Here is a 16,688-nt window from a genome sequence, read left to right on the forward strand (position 1 = left end):
CCCTAGCGCAGTGTGCGCCCCGCGGCCATCGAGAACGGGCGCTGGTAGGCCGAGCCGAGCAGGCGCACCAGCGCGTCGAGGACCTTGGCGTCGTTGCCGACGAGCACGCGGGCCCGGTTGCGCCGCACGCCCGCGAGGATGACCTCGGCGGCCTTCTCCGGGCTCATCCGCAGCATCTGCCGGTCGAAGCGCTCCATCGCGGCGCCGTCCTCGAAGCCCTTGCCGCGCGCGGCGTTGCGGGCGATGCCGGTCTTGATCCCGCCGGGGTGCACGCAGGTGACCTGCACCGGGTAGCCCGCCACCAGCATCTCCTGGCGCAACGACTCGGTGAACCCGCGGACGGCGAACTTGGCCGCGTTGTAGGCGCTCTGGCTGGGCACCGCGAGCAGGCCGAACAGGCTGGAGATGTTGACGACGTGCCCGTCGCCGGAGTTGATCAGGTGCGGCAGGAACGCCTTCGTCCCGTTCACCACGCCCCAGAAGTCGATGTCGACGACCCGCTCGATCTCCTCGAACTCCGAGGTGAGGATGTTGCCCGCGAACGCGATCCCGGCGTTGTTGTAGACCTGGTTGACGCGCCCGAACTGCCTGACCACCTCGTCGGCGTAGGCCAGCACGGCCGCCCGGTCGGTGACGTCGAGTGCGTCGCTGCGCACCTCGGCGGCCGCCCCTCCCGATGTGGCCAGTGAGCCGACGGTCTCCGCCAGCCCGTCCTTGTCGACGTCGGACAGCGCCAGCCGGGCCCCGCGCCGCGCGAGGTCCTGGGCCAGCGCCCGCCCGATACCCGATCCCGCCCCGGTCACCACGGCGACGCGTCCCGCGAAGTCACTCATGGTCCGACATCATGTCCTACCCGCGAGTAACAAGCCAGGGGATGGGGCAGACTGGGGATCGTGGACTTCCGCTCCGCCTACCGCCACGGCTTCGTCCGCGTGGCCGCCTGCACGCTGCGCACCACCCTCGCCGACCCGCCCGCCAATGCCCGCGCGGTGCTGGAGTCCGCCCGCGCCTGCCACGACGAGGGCGTCGGCGTGGCCGTGTTCCCCGAGCTGACGCTCTCGGGCTACTCGCTCGACGACGTCGTCATGCAGGACGTCCTGCTCGACGAGGTGGAGCGCGCGCTGGCCGAGGTCGTCGCCGGATCGGCGGGGCTGCTGCCGGTGCTGGTCGTCGGCGCCCCGCTGCGGCACCGGCACCGCATCCTCAACTGCGCGGTCGTGGTGCACCGCGGGCGGGTGCTCGGCGTCGCCCCCAAGTCCTATCTCCCGACGTATCGGGAGTTCTACGAGAAACGCCAGACGGCCCCCGGCGACGACGTCCGCGGCACGATCCGGCTCGGCGGCATCGACGTGCCGATCGGGCCGGACCTGCTGTTCGCCGCCGGCGACGTACCCGGCCTCGTGCTGCACGCCGAGGTCTGCGAGGACATGTGGGTGCCGGTGCCACCGAGCGCGGAGGCGGCGCTCGCGGGCGCCACCGTGATCGTCAACCTCTCCGGCAGCCCGATCACCGTGGGCCGCGCCGACGACCGCAAGCTGCTCGCGCGCTCGGCGTCGGCCCGCTGCCTGGCCGCCTACGCCTACGCGGCCGCGGGCGAGGGCGAGTCCACGACCGACCTCGCGTGGGACGGCCAGACCATGATCTACGAGAACGGGCGGCTGCTCGCCGAGACCGAGCGCTTCCCGATCGGTCCGCGCCGCTCGGTGGCCGACGTCGACCTCGACCTGCTGCGCGCCGAGCGCCTGCGCACGGGCACCTTCGACGACAACCGCCGCCACCACGCCCCCGAGTTCCGGACGGTGTCGTTCGAACTCGCACCACCCGCGGGCGACATCGGGCTGCGACGGGAGGTCGAGCGCTTCCCGTTCGTCCCCTCGGACCCCGCGCGCCTGGAGCAGGACTGCTTCGAGGCCTACAACATCCAGGTCTCCGGGCTGGAGCAGCGGCTGCGCGCGATCGGGCGGCCGAAGGTCGTCATCGGGGTGTCGGGCGGGCTCGACTCCACCCACGCCCTGATCGTCGCGGCCCGCGCGATGGACCGGGAGCGGCGACCACGCTCCGACATCCTGGCCTTCACCCTCCCCGGGTTCGCCACCGGCGACCGGACGAAGGGCAACGCGGTCCGGCTGTCCGAGGCACTCGGCGTGACCTTCGAGGAGATCGACATCCGGCCGACGGCGGCGCTGATGCTGGAGAACCTCGGGCACCCGTTCAGCGACGGCGAGCCCGTCTACGACGTGACCTTCGAGAACGTGCAGGCCGGGCTGCGCACCGACTACCTGTTCCGCGCGGCCAACCAGCGCGGCGGCATCGTGCTCGGCACCGGCGACCTCTCGGAGCTGGCGCTGGGGTGGTCGACCTACGGCGTCGGCGACCAGATGTCGCACTACAACGTCAACGGCGGTGTGCCCAAGACCCAGATCCAGCACCTGATCCGCTGGGTGGCGGCCACCGGTCTGTTCGACGACGAGGTGTCGGCGACCCTGCTCGACGTCCTCGACACCGAGATCACCCCCGAGCTCGTGCCCGGCGAGGACGTGCAGAGCAGCGAGGCGACCATCGGCCCGTACGCGCTGCAGGACTTCTCGCTCTACCACGTCCTGCGCCACGGCATGCGGCCCTCGAAGATCGCGTTCCTGGCCTGGCACGCCTGGCACGACGCCGACCTCGGCGACTGGCCCCCCGGGCTGCCGCAGGACAAGCGCGTCGCCTACGACCTGGGCGAGATCCGGCGGTGGCTGGAGGTCTTCGCACAGCGGTTCTTCGGCTTCAGCCAGTTCAAGCGCTCGGCGCTGCCCAACGGCCCCAAGGTGTCCGGCGGCGGATCGCTGTCGCCCCGCGGCGACTGGCGCGCGCCCTCGGACATGTCGGCGCGGATCTGGGTCGAGGAGATCCGCCGCGAGGTGCCCGACACGTGAGGTGACGATGCGGGCCGCAGCGGCCAGGATGGCCCGATGTCGAGCGACCACGACCGCACCGAGGCGTTCCGCGGCGCGCGGTTCACCCGGTCCGACCTGTCCGGGGCCTCCTTCCACGACTGCGACCTGAGCGGGGTCCGGATCACCGGGGCCTTCCTGGACGGGCTGTCCGTCTCCGGCCTGTTCGGCCGGCTGCTCGTCGAGGACGTCGACGTCACGGAGTACGTGGCGGGCGAGCTCGACCGGCGCCATCCCGAGCGGGTGCCGCTGCGCGCGATGCGGACCGCCGACGAGCACCGCGCGGCATGGGCGCTGCTCGAACGGCTGTGGGCGCAGACCCTCGAACGGGCCGGGCGACTGCCCGAGGCCGCCCTCCACGAGCGCGTCGACGGCGAGTGGTCCTTCGTCGAGACGCTGCGCCACCTGGTCTGCGCCACCGACTGCTGGGCCGGTCGGATGGTCATGGAGAAGGCCGACCCGTACCACCCGCTCGGCCTGGTCCCCACCGACTTCGAGACCGCCGACGCCGTCGCGGCCGGCCTCGACCTGGACGCGCGGCCGTCGTACGCGGAGGTGCTGGAGGTGCGGGCGGGCCGGGTGGCGCTGGTCCGGGACCTGCTCGACGGCCTCACCGACGACGACCTGGACCGGGTCTGCGAGGGCTCGCCCTGGATCGGTGACCCCGACCGCCCACGCCCGGTCCGCGACTGCCTGCGCGTGATCATGAACGAGGAGTGCGAGCACCGCCGCTTCGCCGAACGGGACCTGGCGGTGCTCGCGCGGCGATGAGTTCCGGACGTGCCGGGCGTCCTACCCCGTACACAACCGAGGAGGTCGCATGACCGGAGTACGGGTACTCGTCGGCACGCGCAAGGGCGCGTTCGTCCTGACCGCGGACGGGGCGCGCCGGGACTGGACGGTGGACGGGCCGTTCTTCCCGGGCTGGGAGATCTACCACGTGGCGGGCTCGCCCGCGGATCCCGACCGGATCTGGGCGTCGCAGTCCGGGGGCTGGTTCGGCCAGCAGATCCAGCGCTCCGACGACGGCGGGCGCACCTGGGACGCGGTCGGCAACGAGTTCACCTACGCGACGGTGCCCGGCACCCACCAGTGGTACGACGGCACGCCGCACCCGTGGGAGTTCGCGCGGGTCTGGCACCTCTCCCCCTCGGCCACCGACCCGGACACCGTGCTCGCCGGGATCGAGGACGCCGCGCTGTTCCGCTCCGTCGACGGCGGCGGCACCTGGAGCGAGCTGCCCGGCCTGCGCGAGCACGGCTCGGGCCCGCACTGGCAGCCGGGCGCGGGCGGTATGTGCCTGCACACGATCCTGCCCGACCCGCGCGACGAGGCCCGGATGCTCGTCGCCATCTCCGCGGCCGGGGTGTTCCGCACCGAGGACGGCGGCAAGTCCTGGCAGCCGGCCAACCGCGGCCTGGTCAGCGACGGCATCCCCGACCCCGACGCCGAGGTGGGGCACTGCGTGCACAAGCTGGCGCTGCACCCCGACCGGCCCGAGACCGTCTACATGCAGAAGCACTGGGACGTCATGCGGTCCGACGACTTCGGCCGCAACTGGTACGACATCGGCGGCAACCTCCCCACGGACTTCGGGTTCGTCGTCGACGTGCACGCCCACGAGCCCGACACCGTGTTCGTCCTGCCGATCACCAGCGACGCCGAGCACTTCCCGCCCGAGGGGAGGCTGCGGGTGTACCGCAGCCGCACCGGCGGGCACGAGTGGGAACCGCTGACGCGTGGCCTGCCGCAGCAGCACTGCTACGTCGACGTGCTGCGCGACGCGATGGCCGTCGACTCCCTGGACACCTGCGGCGTCTACTTCGGCACGACCGGCGGGCAGGTCTACGCCTCACCGGACGCGGGCGAGAACTGGGCACCGATCGTGCGGGACCTGCCGGCGGTGCTGTCGGTGACCGTGCAGACGCTGCCGTGACGGCCGCGGTCCGGGTCAAGCTGCCCACCCACTTGCGCCGGCTCGCGCGGGTCGACGGCGAGGTGCGGCTCGACGTCGAGGGCGCGGTCACCCTCGCCGCGGTCCTCGACGCCCTGGAGGCCCGGCACCCCGTGCTGCGCGGGGCCGTGCGCGACCACACCACCGGCCGGCGCCGGGCGTTCGTGCGGTTCTTCGCCTGCGAGGAGGACCTGTCGCACGCCCCGCCCGGCGACCCGCTGCCCGACGCCGTCGCCCGCGGCGCCGAGCCGCTGCTCGTCGTCGGGGCGATGGCCGGGGGCTGAGCCGGGAGCCGGCCCACCCCCGCGCGCACCGAACGGCCCCGCGCGCACCGTCGACGGTGCGCGCGGGGCCGGAGGGTGCGCGTAGCCCGCCCGCCCACCCCCCGACGGGGCGAGCGGGCCACCCGCTACGAGGTGTGGTGCACCTCCTGCAGCTTGTAGACCGGCGTCGGGATCCCCTCCAGCCGGGCCTTGAGCTGCAGCGCGAGGTAGAGCGAGTAGTAGCGGCTCTGGTGCAGGTTGCCGCCGTGCACCCACAGGTTCTCGACGTTGGTGGGCTTCCACATGTTGCGCTGCTCGCCCTCCCAGGGACCGGGGTCCTTGGTGGTGTCGCTGCCCAGCCCCCAGACCTTGCCGAGCTGGTCGGCGACCTCCTGCCCGACGATGTCGGCGGCGATGCCGTTCATCGAGCCGTACCCGGTGGCCCAGACGACGAGGTCGGCGTCGAGGCGGGTGCCGTCGGCGAGCACGACCTGCTTCTCGGTCAGCTCCGTGACCTGCCCGTGCGCGAGCTTGATGCTGCCGTTCGCGACGAGCTCGGACGCGCCGACGTCGATGTAGTAGCCCGACCCGCGGCGCAGGTACTTCATGAACAGCCCGGAGTCGTCGTCGCCGAAGTCGAGCCGGAACCCGGCCCGCTCCAGCGCGGCGTAGTACTCGGCGTCCTGCTCGCGGATCGCGTCGTACACCGGCTTCTGGAACTGGTTCATGATCCTGTACGGCAGCGACGCGAAGATCGTGTCGGCCTTGAAGGTGGTCATGCCGGACGCCACCGCACGCTCGGAGTACAGGTCCCCGAGGCCGATCTCCATCAGCGAGTCCGAGCGCACGATGTGCGTGGAGGACCGCTGCACCATCGTGACGTCCGCCCCGGCCTCCCACAGCGCCGCGCAGATGTCGTGGGCGGAGTTGTTCGAGCCGACGACCACGGCCTTCTTGCCCGTGTAGGCGTCCGGGCCGGGGTGCTGCGAGCTGTGCTGCTGGTCGCCCTGGAACACGTCCTGGCCGGGGACGACCGGGACGTTCGGCTTGCCGGACACCCCCAGCGCGATGACGACGTGCTTCGGCCTGAGCGTCACCTCCTCGCCCGCGCGGTCGACCACGACCTCCCAGCCGTCGCCGCTGCGCTGCGCCGACTTCGCCGTGGTGGAGCCCCAGTAGTTGAGCTCCATGACCTTGGCGTACATCTCCAGCCAGTCGCCGACCTTGTCCTTCGGCGAGAACACCGGCCAGTTCTTCGGGAAGTCGATGTAGGGCAGGTGGTCGTACCAGACCGGGTCGTGCAGGGCGAGGCTCTTGTAGCGCTTGCGCCAGGAGTCACCGGGCCGCTCGTTGCGCTCCACGATGATCGTCGGGATGCCGAGCTGGCGCAGCCGCGCCCCGAGCGCGATGCCGCCCTGCCCGCCGCCGATGATCACGACGTCGGGCTGGGTCGTGTAGCCCAGCTCGGCGGCCTCGGCCTCGCGGCGCTCCTTCCACGTGACGCGGTCCGGGTTGGCGCCGTGCTCGGTGCCCATCGGACGGCGGGTGTTGGACGGCTCCTCGTGGCCCTTGAGCTCGTCGAGCGTGGTGAGGAACGTGAACGCCTTGCCGTCGGCGGTGAGCCGCAGCAGCCCGCTGCCGCGCCCGACGGCGGTGTCGAAGGCGATCCACGCCGTGGTGACGCCGTCGGCCTCGGCCGGCTCCTCGGTCGTGCGGAAGTCGGTGGCGCCCGCGTCGGTGTTGCGGAGCAGGTCCGCCACGCCCTCGGGGCCCTCGACGGTGGTGATGTTCCAGGTGAACGCCACCAGGTCGCGCCAGAAGCTGCCCTCCCCGAACAGGGCCGCCGCGGCGTCGGCGTCACCGGCGGTGAGGGCGTCCTGGAACGCGCCCAGCCATTCGTCGACGCGGACGGCGGCGTCGGTGCGGTCGATCGTGGACGTCATGCTGCTCCTTCTGCTGTCAGGTTCCTCGGGGAGACGAGGATCTTCACGTTCTCCTCCTTGTTGTCGATCAGCTCGCGGAATCCGCCGTCGACCAGCGCGTCGAGCCCGATCCGCCCGGTGATGAACGGCGCGGCGTCGACCCGGCCGTCGCGCAGCAGCGCGATGGTGTCGGCGTGGTCGCCGCAGTAGGCCAGCGAGCCGACGACGGTGATCTCCGAGAGCACGAGGTCGTTCATCGCGAGCTGCGGCACGTGCCCCCAGATCGCGACGTTGACGACCGTGCCCCCGGGCCGCACCGACCCGACGGCCGAGGCGAGCACCCGGTCGATCCCCGCGCACTCGAACGCGACGTCGGCGCCCGCGCCCCCGGTGAGGTCGCGGATCGCGTCGGGGACGTCGGTCTCCGACGGGTCCAGCACGACGTCGGCGCCGGCGGTGTGCGCCTTCGCCTTCCGCGCGGCGGCCGGCTCGACGACGACCACCCTGGCCCCGGCGGCCTTCAGCACCGACGTCGTGACCAGCCCGATCGGGCCGGACCCGAACACCGCGGCCGTGCCGCCCTCGCGGATCCCGGACAGCCGCACGGCGTGGTAGCCGACGGCGAGCGGCTCGACGAGCGCGCCGATGTCGGTGGGCAGGTCGCCGAGCGGGTGCACCCAGCGCTGGTCGACGACGCACTTCTCGGCGAACCCGCCCTGGTCACCGGCCAGCCCGACGAACCCGAGCTTGCGGCAGATGTTGTAGCGCCCGGAGACGCACGCCGGGCACTCGCCGCAGACGTAGTACGGCTCGACGGCGACCCGGTCGCCCTCCGCCACGCCGGTGACGCCGGAGCCGGTCGCGGAGACCACCCCGGCGAACTCGTGGCCCATGACGACCGGCACCTCGGCGCCGGTGATCGGGTGCGGCGAGCCCTTCGGCGGGATGAAGATCGGGCCTTCGAGGTATTCGTGCAGGTCGGTGCCGCAGATGCCGCACCAGTCGACGGTGACCTCGACCTGGCCCGGGCCGACCCGGGGTTCGGGGACGTCGTCGATCCGGATGTCTCCGGGACCGTGGAACCGGGCTGCCTTCACGCGGGGTCTCCGTCCTCGTCGGCGGTGTGACCCACCTCATCCCGTCGGCGCCGCCGGGGCAACCGTTGCAGCCGGGTTGCACGCGGCGAGGCGCCGGATGCCGGGCGCCGCCGACCCCCGCAGCACGCCGAGGTCGGGCACGACGACGTCGACCTCGGGGGCGATCCGGTAGGGCCGGGCCAGCAGCAGGCCGCCGAGCGAGCGGCGCAGCCGCGACATCTCCGCACGCACCGTCACCAGGTGCTCGCGGTCGCCGTAGAGCGCCGCCGACAGCGCGCCGGCGTCCATTCCGGCCGCGCCCGCACCGGCGAGCAGCACCAGCAGCTCGGCGTGCCGGGTCGACAGCGGGTGCACCCACCGGTTGGCGCCGTCGACGATCGCGCGGGGCGGGCGCTGCGCGAGGTCGAGCTCGAGCCGGATCGGCTCGGCGCTGTCGACGCGCAGCAGCCACCCGCCCGGCACCGGTTCCGGCACGCACACGCCGACCCCGTGGATCGCGATCGGACGGCCCGAGCGCGGCACCGCGATCCGGTCGACGGCGGGCATGCCCGCGACGGCGGCGACCCACCCGTGCTCGTCGACGACCAGCCCGGGCCCGCGCAGCGACACCAGCAGCGGCGCCGCGACGTTGCGCAGCATCTCCAGCCGTCCCTCGTGGTGGCGCCACAGGCTGGCCTCGGCCAGCTTCACCGCCGTGCCGACGAGCGCGACGGTGGTGGGGTGCACGGTCTCGGCCGGGCCGCTGACGTCGACGACGCCGAGCAGCTCGCCGGTGCGGGGGTCGTGCACGGGGCAGGCGGTGCAGGTCCAGACGTGGTGGCTGCGCACGAAGTGCTCGGCCGCGAACATCTGCACCGGCGTGGCCTCGGCGATCGCCGTGCCGATGCCGTTGCTGCCGACCACGCCCTCCGACCAGTCGGCCCCCTCGGTGAAGCCGAGGCGGTCGGCCCGGTGCCGCACCGCCGTGGAGCCCTCGCGCCAGAGCAGCACCCCGTCGGCGTCGGTGACGACCATGATGTGGCGGGCGTCCTCGGCCACGGAGGTGAGCGCGGCCCGCAGCTCCGGCAGCACCCGCTGCAGCGGGCTCGCGGCCCGGCGGGCCTCCACCCGGTCGGCGCCCATGAGGTCGGGCGGGTCGCCCAGGTCGGGGTTGACGCCCTGCGCACGGACCCGGCGCCAGGAACGCGCCACCATGCCCCGCGGGTCGGCGGGCAGCCGCTCGCCGGAGAGCAGCGCGTCGTGGACGCGCGCGAGCATCCGGGCGTGCCGGGCCACGTCGACACCCGGTCTGACCGCGCAGACCCCTTCGTCCACGGCCACCTCCCGCATCAGGCTTCCCGCTAGGCACCATAGCCGCCGGCCGGCCGCTCGGACACGGATGCGGCGGGCGCTCAGCGGGGACGGCTGAGGTACGCCTCCGCGTGGAACCAGCCGTCGGCCTCCCGGCCCGCCGGGTCGAGCCCGAGCAGCCGCACGTCGTGCACGGCGGCCTCGGCCTCGGCGGTGTCGGCGAAGCGGCGTTGGGGATGGGTCCCGGGCAGCTTCTCGGTGACCAGGCCGTGCCCGGCGAGCGCGCGGGCGACGTCGTCGTAGGGGAACACCCGCAGGACGAACGCCAGCACCCAGGCGTTCGGCGCGTGGGTGAGGATCCGGTCGAACGTGGCCGGGCCGACGTAGCCGACCCCGCCGGTGCACAGCACCAGCGAGACCTCGGCCAGCCCGTCGACCAGCGAGCCCGACGGGTCCCCGGCCTCCAGGTCCTCCGCCCATCCGGCGGCCATCAGCCCGGTGGCGACGGCGTAGTCGATCGCGGGGCCCGAGACGTCGAGACCCAGCACCCGGGGCGGCGACGGGCGACGGCGGGCGGCGAACCACGCGGTGTCCTCGGCGATCACCTGCTCCGGGGTCAGCTCCGCCCGGGTGGCCGCGACGGCGTGCGCGCCGAGCTCGTCCAGGTCGACGTCGTGGCGCAGCAGCGCGGCGTTGATGCCGTACGAGCAGCAGACGTCGAGCACCGTGCCCGGATGCTCCTCCAGCACCGACTCGACGACCGGCCGCGCCCGCTGGGGCACCTGGTACCCCAGCGGGATCAGCGTGCGGAAGTACCCCCGCGGGTCCCGCCGGCCGTAGACGTCGGAGAAGTCGGCCTTCTGCTCGCCGGTGAGCGTGCCGTCATCCCCCATCGGTGAGCAGTGCCTCCAGCTCGCGGACGACGGCGGGCAGCTCGCGCGCGAACACCGCCATCTGCTCGGCGACCGTGGCCGGGGTGCTCAGGTACAGGTCGAAGCGGTCGGGGAGCATGGCGTAGCCGACGCCGATGCACTTCTCGCTGGTCGAGCCGAAGCCGAAGTACTGGATGTTGGCCGACGGGACGGCGCTCGTGCTCAGGTAGTCGTCGCGCACGATCCGCCAGGCCGGGGAGTCGAACACGGCCATCGGCTCGCCGCCGCCCTGGCGCTTCTGGCGCAGCTGCAGCTCCCACAGGTGCTGTTCGGGCGCCTGCCCCGCCTGGCACTCCTTCGCCCGGGCGACGTGCGCGTCGGCGGCGGCCCGGAACGCCTCCCGGCGGGTGTGCGCGTCGGCCGCGGGGTCCTCCATCGCGGCGACGAACGCCACCACCTCCGGGGTGACGACCCGCATCGCCTCGGTGCGCCCGTGCCGGAACGCGCGGGTGGCGATCGACTCGTAGGTGGCGCCGAGGTGGCCCTTGGCCCGCTGGTGGGTGAGCTGGAAGGCCAGCTGCGCGAACGCGTCCGGCGAGCACTTGAGCGCCTTCGCGCGCTCGGCGTCGAAGTCGACCGACAGCGTGCGCGTGGCCACGGCGGCGGCGTAGTCGGCGAACGCGGCGCGGGCGTCGGCGATGTCGGCGCGCAGGGCGTCGTCGAGGACGAACTCCAGCCGCCGCGTCGCCGGCACGGCGTCGCCGCCGGTGGTCGGCTCGGCGGTCAGGATCGCGTCCAGGTAGGCGACGATCGTGGTGCCGTCGAGGTTGCAGTGCTCGCCGTTGATCCCGGCGCGACCGTCGGCGAAGACCACGAGCGAGACGGCCTTGTCGAACCAGCGGTTCGCCGCGTCGCCGTGCAGCAGCCGGTCGGCCGCGGCGAGCGGGCTCTCCGGGGTGCCGTCCTCCAGGACGACGCAGAACAGCGCGCGCTCCAGCTCGTCGAGCACCTCGGCGTTGCCGGCGTCGATCAGCGCGGCACGGCTCGCGGCCCACTCCGCGCGGGCCTTGCTGGTGAGCGCGCCGACCCCGTCGCCGGGGCCCTCCCGGAGCACCTCCCGCAGGGCCGCGGCGAGCTCCTCGGCGGTGTACGGGCGGCCGTCGGGGTCGATCACGTCGAGCCGGACCAGCGCGCCGCGGTGCAGCACCACGACGTGCCGCTCCCGCGACGGGCCGGGCCACTCCGGCGAGTAGGGGTTGCGGGAGGTGTCGCGGGGGTCGCCGGGGATGCGGGTGGCGGAGAACAGGAACCGGTTCTGGTGCATCGACAGCGGGCGCCCGCGCTGCTCGGCGGCCGGGAGCGTCTCGTCGTCGATGGTGGCCTTGAACGCGACCGTGGACGCCGTGAGCTGCGCGGCGCGTTCGACCTGCCCCAGCGGGGAGTCCTGGAACAGGAAGAAGAAGTTGGCGTTGAGCGCGATGCGGTCGCGGCGGCCCAGGTAGCGGTCGCGCCAGAACTCGTCGAGCCAGCTCGCGACGTCGGGCCGGGCGTCGTAGGCGACGAGGTCGGCGTGCAGGGCGTGCGCGGGCGAGCCGGGCGCCAGCAGCTCGGCGACGGCCGCCTCGGTCTCGGCCAGCTCGTCGGCGGTGAGCAGCGGCGCGCTCCAGGCGAGGAACCGGTCGGCGGTCTCCTGCAGCGTCGGCAGCGGGACCCGGGGGAGCTCGTCCTCGTGGGAAAAGGTCGGCACGTCGTCGTCCTCGATCTTTCTCAGTCCATGAGCTGGTCGACCCGCACGCGGGCCTCGGCCGCACGGTGGGCGGGGGTGACGCGGCCGAACAGCTGCTGTGTCCGGGCGACCGTACCCACCACGCCGGGCCGTTGGCTGTAGGCGAAGATCGCCGAGTGGCGCGCCGTGGTGCCCGTCACGGTCGTGACGCGGTGCAGCGAGTAGCGGCCGGCGAACAGCTGGAGGTCGCCGGGTCGCAGCGCGAGGCGCCGGGACGGATGCGTGCCGTCCAGTGCCGCGCGCACGTCGTCGACGTTCTCGGCGTGGGCCGAGCGGATGTTCGGGCAGTACTCGAAGACCCCGCCGCCCTCGGGCTCCTGGGTGAGCATGCTGACGGTGAACTCGTTGGTGTCGAAGTGCCACGGGTGGCTGCGGCCGGGCTCCACGACGTTGAGCACGAGCCCGGACAGCGGGTCGGCCAGCGGGTGCACCTGCGGGAGGCCGAAGCAGTCGGCGACGAACCGGACGAAGCGCGGGTCGGTGTAGAGCCGCTCGATGATCGCGCCCGCGGGCAGGGCGTCGCGGGCGACGAAGGCGTTGCCGCGCTCGACGGTGCGGTGGGCGGGGTGGTCGGGCGGCAGCGTCGGGTCGGGGGCGGTGTTGTAGACGTTCACCGTCTCGACGTCGACGTAGGCGCCCGGCGCCGCCGCCGCGCCGTCGGCCCGCAGGGCCTCCCGGTGCTCCGGGCGGACGAAGTCGGGCACCACCGAGCAGCCGTCGCGGGCGAGGTCGGCCCGCACCCTCGTCACGATCCCGGCCAGGTCGACGTCGTCGTCGATCAGCAGCATGGGCCCATCCAAACCCGGCGACGGGCGGGGGAGGAAGGGATGTGCGCGAGATCGCGGTCAGGAGTCGAAGTCGACCGTGACCCTCTCCGACACCGGCAGCGTCTGGCAGGTCAGGACGTAGCCCGCCGCCACCTCGTCGTCCTCCAGCGCGAAGTTGCGCCGCATCGTCACCTCGCCCTCGGTGACGCGCGCGCGGCACGTGCCGCACACCCCGCCCTTGCAGGCGAACGGGAGGTCGCCGCGGACCCGCTGTGCGGCGTCGAGGACCGGCACGTCCCGCGGCAGCGTGAGCTGGGTGGCGCGGCCGTTCAGGACGACCGTGACCTCGCTGCCCTCCCCCGGCTCCTCCTCCGCGCGGCGCGGCTCGGGCGGGGGCTCGTCGACGTAGAACAGCTCGCGGTGCACCCGGCCCCGCCCGACGTCGAGCCCGCTCAGCACGGCGACGGCGTCCTCGGTCATCCCGAGCGGGCCGCACAGCCACCAGTGGTCCACGTCCCCGACGTCGATCAGCGCGCCGAACAGCGTGCGCATCCGCTCGGCGTCGAGGCGGCCGTTGAAGATGTCGGCCTCGGTGGGTTCGCGCGAGAGCACGTGCAGCAGGTGCAGCCGCGGGCCGTAGCGGTCCTTGAGGTCGGCGATCTCCTCGGTGAACATCACGGTGTCGGTGCGGCGGTTGCCGTAGAGCAGCGTGACGCGGGTGTCGTCGTGGGCGGCCAGCACCGACGCCGCGATGGAGAGCACCGGCGTGATCCCGGACCCGGCCGCGACCAGGCCGTGGTGCGTGCCCGGCTCCAGGTCCGGGGTGAACGAGCCGGCCGGCACCCCGACCTCGATCTCGTCGCCCGGGGCCACCCGGTCGACCAGCCACTCCGAGAACCGCCCGCCGGTGACGCGCCGGACCCCGACCCGCGGCGGGGCGCCGGCCGGGGAGCAGATCGAGTACGAGCGGCGCTCGTCGCCCTGCTTGAGGGTGAGGAACTGGCCGGGGCGGAACGCGTAGCGGTCGGCCACGTCGTCGGGGACGTCGAAGGTGACGGCCACGGCGTCGTCGCAGAGCCGGTCGACGCCCGCGACCCGCAGCGTGTGGAACACCTACAGCTCCTTCATGTGCTCGAACGGCTCCCGGCAGGCCGGGCAGCGGCGCAGCGCGGTGCACGCGGTGGGGCCGAAGCGGGAGATCTCCTCGGTGGCCGCGGCGCCGCACTGCGGGCAGCGCACCGCCTGCGACGGCGGGGTCAGCGTCAACGGGATCGGCCCGGCCGCCCGGGGCCCGACCCTCCCGGGCGGGGCGATGCCGGCCTCGGCGAGCTTGCGCAGGCCGTCGGCGGAGATCCAGTCGGTGCTCCACGGCGGCGAGAACACCGTGCGCACCTCGACCCGCGCGAACCCGGCGTCGGCGAGCGTCCCGCGCACGTCGGCGCGCATCTCCTCGATCGCGGGGCAGCCGGAGTAGGTGGGGGTGATCGTGACGGTCACGGCGTCGCCGTCCACGTCGACCCACCGGATGACGCCCAGGTCCTCCAGCGTGAGCATCGGCATCTCCGGGTCGACGACGGCGGCCACCGCCTCCCGGGCGCGCACCGGGGTCGCCCCCGCCCTGGAGATCACCACTGTGTGTCCGGGTGCTGGCGGGCCAGGCTCTGCATCTCGGCGAGCGCGTGGCCGAGGTGCTCGGTGTGCACGCCCTGCCGGCCGCTGCGGCCCCCGATGGTGCCGATGGACGGCTTGTCCGGGCGGGTCAGGGTGGCCTGCGCGAGCACCTGGTCCAGCACGGCGTCGACCTCCTCGCGGGTCTGCGCCGGATCCACCGCCACCCCGGCCCCGACCAGCCGGCGCTCCTCGTCGGAGGTGCGGAACAGCTCGCCGACGTAGGGCCACAGCGCGTCGAGCGCGGCCTGCATGCGCACGTGCGACTCGTCGGTGCCGTCGCCGAGGCGCAGGGTCCAGCGGGCGGCGTAGTCGCGGTGGTAGGTCAGCTCCTTGACGCCCTTGCCCGCCACCGCGGCGATCACCGGGTCGGCCGAGCCGAGCAGCCGGTGCAGCAGCGCGAGCCGCCAGGACGAGAAGATCAGCATCCGGCCGACGCACCGGGCGAAGTCGAGGCCGTCGGACAGCTCGGCCAGCGCGACGTTGCGGAACTCCGCGTCGGTGCGCCGGTAGGCGAGGGAGTCCTCGTCGCCGCCCGTCAGGTGCCCGGCGCGGGCGAGCAGCACCCGGGCCTGGCCGAGGAGGTCGAGCGCGGTGTTGGCCAGCGCCACCTCCTCCTCCAGCTCGGGGGCGTTGCTGACCCACTCCGACAGCCGGTGGCTGTAGACCAGCGCGTCGTCGCCGAGCATCAGGCAGTAGGCGGCGAGATCGGCCGGGTCGACGCCGTCGGGCACCGGCGAGGTGATCTCCGCACCCGCCTCCTCGACGATCCCGGTGCCGAACGCCCAGCGCGGGTCGTCGTGGTCGGTGGTCTCGGCCAGGGACTGGTACGCGTTCTGCTCGTTCACAGGTGCGGCACGTCCTCGGGGATGGCGTAGAACGTCGGGTGCCGGTAGACCTTGTCGCCCGCCGGGTCGAAGAACGCGTCCTTCTCGTCGGGGCTCGACGCGCGGATGTCGTCGGCCTTCACGACCCAGATGCTGACGCCCTCGTTGCGCCGCGTGTAGACGTCGCGCGCGTTGTGCAGCGCCATCTCGTCGTCGGCGGCGTGCAGCGAGCCGACGTGGACGTGGTTGAGGCCGCGCTTGCCGCGCACGAACACCTCGTAGAGCGGCCACGACCGGCGCTTCGGCTTCCCCTCGCCGGTCTCGACCCCGGCCGTCGGCACGGCGCCGTGACCGCCCTCGGCGGTGAACCCGTCGCTCATGCCGCGACCCGCGCCTTCTGCTTGTCGGCGTAGGCCTGCGCGGCCTCGCGCACCCACGCGCCGTTCTCGTGGGCGGCGCGGCGGTGCGCCACCCGCTGGGCGTTGGCCGGGCCGGACCCGGCGATGACGGCCTTGAACTCGTCCCAGTCCGGCTCGCCGTAGTCGTAGGACTGCCGTTCGGGGTTCCACGCCAGCGCGGGGTCCGGGAACGTGACGCCCAGCGCCTGCGCCTGCGGCACCGACATGTCGACGAAGCGCTGGCGCAGCTCGTCGTTGGTGTGCCGCTTGATGCCCCACTTCATCGACTGCGCCGAGTTGGGCGAGTCGTCGTCGGGCGGGCCGAACATCATCAGCGACGGCCACCACCAGCGGTTCACCGACTCCTGCACCATCTCGCGCTGCGCGTCGGTGCCGTTGACCATCGCCAGCAGCAGCTCGTAGCCCTGCCGCTGGTGGAACGACTCCTCCTTGCAGATGCGGATCATCGCCCGCGCGTAGGGGCCGTAGGAGCAGCGGCACAGCGGCACCTGGTTGCAGATCGCGGCGCCGTCGACGAGCCAGCCGATGACGCCGATGTCGGCGTAGCTCAGCGTCGGGTAGTTGAAGATCGAGGAGTACTTCTGCTTCGACTCGATCAGCTTCTCGGTGAGCTCCTCGCGGTCGACGCCGAGCGTCTCGGCCGCGGCGTAGAGGTACATGCCGTGCCCGGCCTCGTCCTGCACCTTGGCCAGCAGGATCGCCTTCCGCCGCAGCGTGGGGGCCCGCAGGATCCAGTTGCCCTCCGGCTGCATGCCGATGATCTCCGAGTGCGCGTGCTGCGCGATCTGGCGGATCAGCGTCCTCCGGTACGCCTCGGGCATCCAGTCCCGGGGCTCGATCCGCTGGTCCGCGGCGATCGTCGCGTCGAACCGGGCTTCCATGTCGTC

The 16,688-nt window shown here is 73.4% G+C and carries 16 protein-coding genes; 4 read left to right on the top strand and 12 right to left on the bottom strand.

Annotated features, from left to right (window positions below; genetic code table 11):
- Window positions 1–2: 2 nt before the first annotated feature.
- Window positions 3–833 carry an SDR family NAD(P)-dependent oxidoreductase gene (locus tag PHY01_RS24270; protein WP_141282288.1) on the bottom strand — a complete coding sequence of 277 codons (831 nt, stop codon included), beginning with the start codon at window positions 831–833 and terminating at the stop codon, window positions 3–5.
- Between the two features lie 60 nt (window positions 834–893).
- On the opposite strand from PHY01_RS24270, the gene PHY01_RS24275 reads away from it, so the two are divergent.
- From PHY01_RS24275 to PHY01_RS24290, 4 genes are read left to right on the top strand one after another with little or no spacing between them, the layout of a single operon-like run.
- Window positions 894–2,918 (top strand): NAD(+) synthase, encoded by a 2,025-nt coding sequence (locus PHY01_RS24275; RefSeq protein ID WP_141282290.1) that lies wholly within the window; start codon window positions 894–896, stop codon window positions 2,916–2,918.
- A gap of 36 nt (window positions 2,919–2,954) precedes the next feature.
- Window positions 2,955–3,707: a DinB family protein gene (locus PHY01_RS24280; RefSeq protein WP_141282291.1), complete on the top strand. Its 753-nt coding sequence runs from the start codon at window positions 2,955–2,957 to the stop codon at window positions 3,705–3,707.
- Window positions 3,708–3,756: 49 nt separating this feature from the next.
- Complete coding sequence (locus PHY01_RS24285; RefSeq protein WP_141282293.1) at window positions 3,757–4,872, top strand: WD40/YVTN/BNR-like repeat-containing protein; 1,116 nt, start codon at window positions 3,757–3,759, stop codon at window positions 4,870–4,872.
- Window positions 4,869–5,174 (top strand): MoaD/ThiS family protein, encoded by a 306-nt coding sequence (locus PHY01_RS24290; RefSeq protein ID WP_141282295.1) that lies wholly within the window; start codon window positions 4,869–4,871, stop codon window positions 5,172–5,174. Before PHY01_RS24285 ends, PHY01_RS24290 begins: the two co-directional genes overlap by 4 nt.
- Before the next feature lie 125 nt (window positions 5,175–5,299).
- On the opposite strand, the gene PHY01_RS24295 is transcribed toward PHY01_RS24290, so the two are convergent.
- From PHY01_RS24295 to paaA, 11 genes are all read right to left on the bottom strand, one after another.
- Window positions 5,300–7,096, bottom strand: a complete 1,797-nt coding sequence (locus tag PHY01_RS24295) for a flavin-containing monooxygenase (protein WP_141282297.1) — start codon at window positions 7,094–7,096, stop codon at window positions 5,300–5,302.
- Window positions 7,093–8,172, bottom strand: coding sequence for a 2,3-butanediol dehydrogenase (locus PHY01_RS24300; RefSeq protein ID WP_141282299.1), 1,080 nt, complete (start codon window positions 8,170–8,172; stop codon window positions 7,093–7,095). Before PHY01_RS24300 ends, PHY01_RS24295 begins: the two co-directional genes overlap by 4 nt.
- Window positions 8,173–8,208: 36 nt before the next feature.
- Window positions 8,209–9,501 carry a GAF domain-containing protein gene (locus PHY01_RS24305; RefSeq protein WP_141282301.1) on the bottom strand — a complete coding sequence of 431 codons (1,293 nt, stop codon included), beginning with the start codon at window positions 9,499–9,501 and terminating at the stop codon, window positions 8,209–8,211.
- Between the two features lie 62 nt (window positions 9,502–9,563).
- Window positions 9,564–10,355, bottom strand: a complete 792-nt coding sequence (locus tag PHY01_RS24310) for a hypothetical protein (protein ID WP_141282303.1) — start codon at window positions 10,353–10,355, stop codon at window positions 9,564–9,566.
- Window positions 10,345–12,081, bottom strand: a complete 1,737-nt coding sequence (locus PHY01_RS24315; protein ID WP_141282305.1) for a choline/carnitine O-acyltransferase — start codon at window positions 12,079–12,081, stop codon at window positions 10,345–10,347. Before PHY01_RS24315 ends, PHY01_RS24310 begins: the two co-directional genes overlap by 11 nt.
- Window positions 12,082–12,101: 20 nt before the next feature.
- Window positions 12,102–12,908 carry a HalD/BesD family halogenase gene (locus PHY01_RS24320; protein ID WP_174824157.1) on the bottom strand — a complete coding sequence of 269 codons (807 nt, stop codon included), beginning with the start codon at window positions 12,906–12,908 and terminating at the stop codon, window positions 12,102–12,104.
- A gap of 57 nt (window positions 12,909–12,965) precedes the next feature.
- Window positions 12,966–14,000 (bottom strand): 1,2-phenylacetyl-CoA epoxidase subunit PaaE, encoded by a 1,035-nt coding sequence (paaE, locus tag PHY01_RS24325; protein WP_141282307.1) that lies wholly within the window; start codon window positions 13,998–14,000, stop codon window positions 12,966–12,968.
- Window positions 14,001–14,513: a 1,2-phenylacetyl-CoA epoxidase subunit PaaD gene (gene paaD, locus PHY01_RS24330; RefSeq protein ID WP_370467442.1), complete on the bottom strand. Its 513-nt coding sequence runs from the start codon at window positions 14,511–14,513 to the stop codon at window positions 14,001–14,003.
- The gene (paaC, locus tag PHY01_RS24335; RefSeq protein ID WP_141282309.1) at window positions 14,513–15,403 is read right to left on the bottom strand and encodes a 1,2-phenylacetyl-CoA epoxidase subunit PaaC; all 891 of its coding nucleotides are present in this window, start codon (window positions 15,401–15,403) and stop codon (window positions 14,513–14,515) included. The genes paaD and paaC overlap by 1 nt, the downstream gene beginning before the upstream one ends.
- Window positions 15,400–15,723: a 1,2-phenylacetyl-CoA epoxidase subunit PaaB gene (paaB, locus tag PHY01_RS24340; RefSeq protein WP_370467443.1), complete on the bottom strand. Its 324-nt coding sequence runs from the start codon at window positions 15,721–15,723 to the stop codon at window positions 15,400–15,402. Before paaB ends, paaC begins: the two co-directional genes overlap by 4 nt.
- Window positions 15,724–15,758: 35 nt before the next feature.
- Complete coding sequence (paaA, locus tag PHY01_RS24345; protein WP_141282348.1) at window positions 15,759–16,682, bottom strand: 1,2-phenylacetyl-CoA epoxidase subunit PaaA; 924 nt, start codon at window positions 16,680–16,682, stop codon at window positions 15,759–15,761.
- Between the last annotated feature and the right edge of the window lie 6 nt (window positions 16,683–16,688).

Origin of the sequence: Pseudonocardia hydrocarbonoxydans (assembly GCF_006539565.1) — a bacterium.
Classification (GTDB): domain Bacteria; phylum Actinomycetota; class Actinomycetes; order Mycobacteriales; family Pseudonocardiaceae; genus Pseudonocardia; species Pseudonocardia hydrocarbonoxydans.

What these genes read in the sequence shown, in the direction of transcription:
- PHY01_RS24270 (WP_141282288.1), bottom strand. Translation starts at nt 833, where the DNA reads ATGAGTGACTTCGCGGGACGCGTCGCCGTGGTGACCGGGGCGGGATCG.
- PHY01_RS24280 (WP_141282291.1), top strand. Translation starts at nt 2,955, where the DNA reads ATGTCGAGCGACCACGACCGCACCGAGGCGTTCCGCGGCGCGCGGTTC.
- PHY01_RS24285 (WP_141282293.1), top strand. Translation starts at nt 3,757, where the DNA reads ATGACCGGAGTACGGGTACTCGTCGGCACGCGCAAGGGCGCGTTCGTC.
- PHY01_RS24295 (WP_141282297.1), bottom strand. Translation starts at nt 7,096, where the DNA reads ATGACGTCCACGATCGACCGCACCGACGCCGCCGTCCGCGTCGACGAA.
- PHY01_RS24305 (WP_141282301.1), bottom strand. Translation starts at nt 9,501, where the DNA reads ATGCGGGAGGTGGCCGTGGACGAAGGGGTCTGCGCGGTCAGACCGGGT.
- PHY01_RS24310 (WP_141282303.1), bottom strand. Translation starts at nt 10,355, where the DNA reads ATGGGGGATGACGGCACGCTCACCGGCGAGCAGAAGGCCGACTTCTCC.
- PHY01_RS24320 (WP_174824157.1), bottom strand. Translation starts at nt 12,908, where the DNA reads ATGCTGCTGATCGACGACGACGTCGACCTGGCCGGGATCGTGACGAGG.
- paaA (WP_141282348.1), bottom strand. Translation starts at nt 16,682, where the DNA reads ATGGAAGCCCGGTTCGACGCGACGATCGCCGCGGACCAGCGGATCGAG.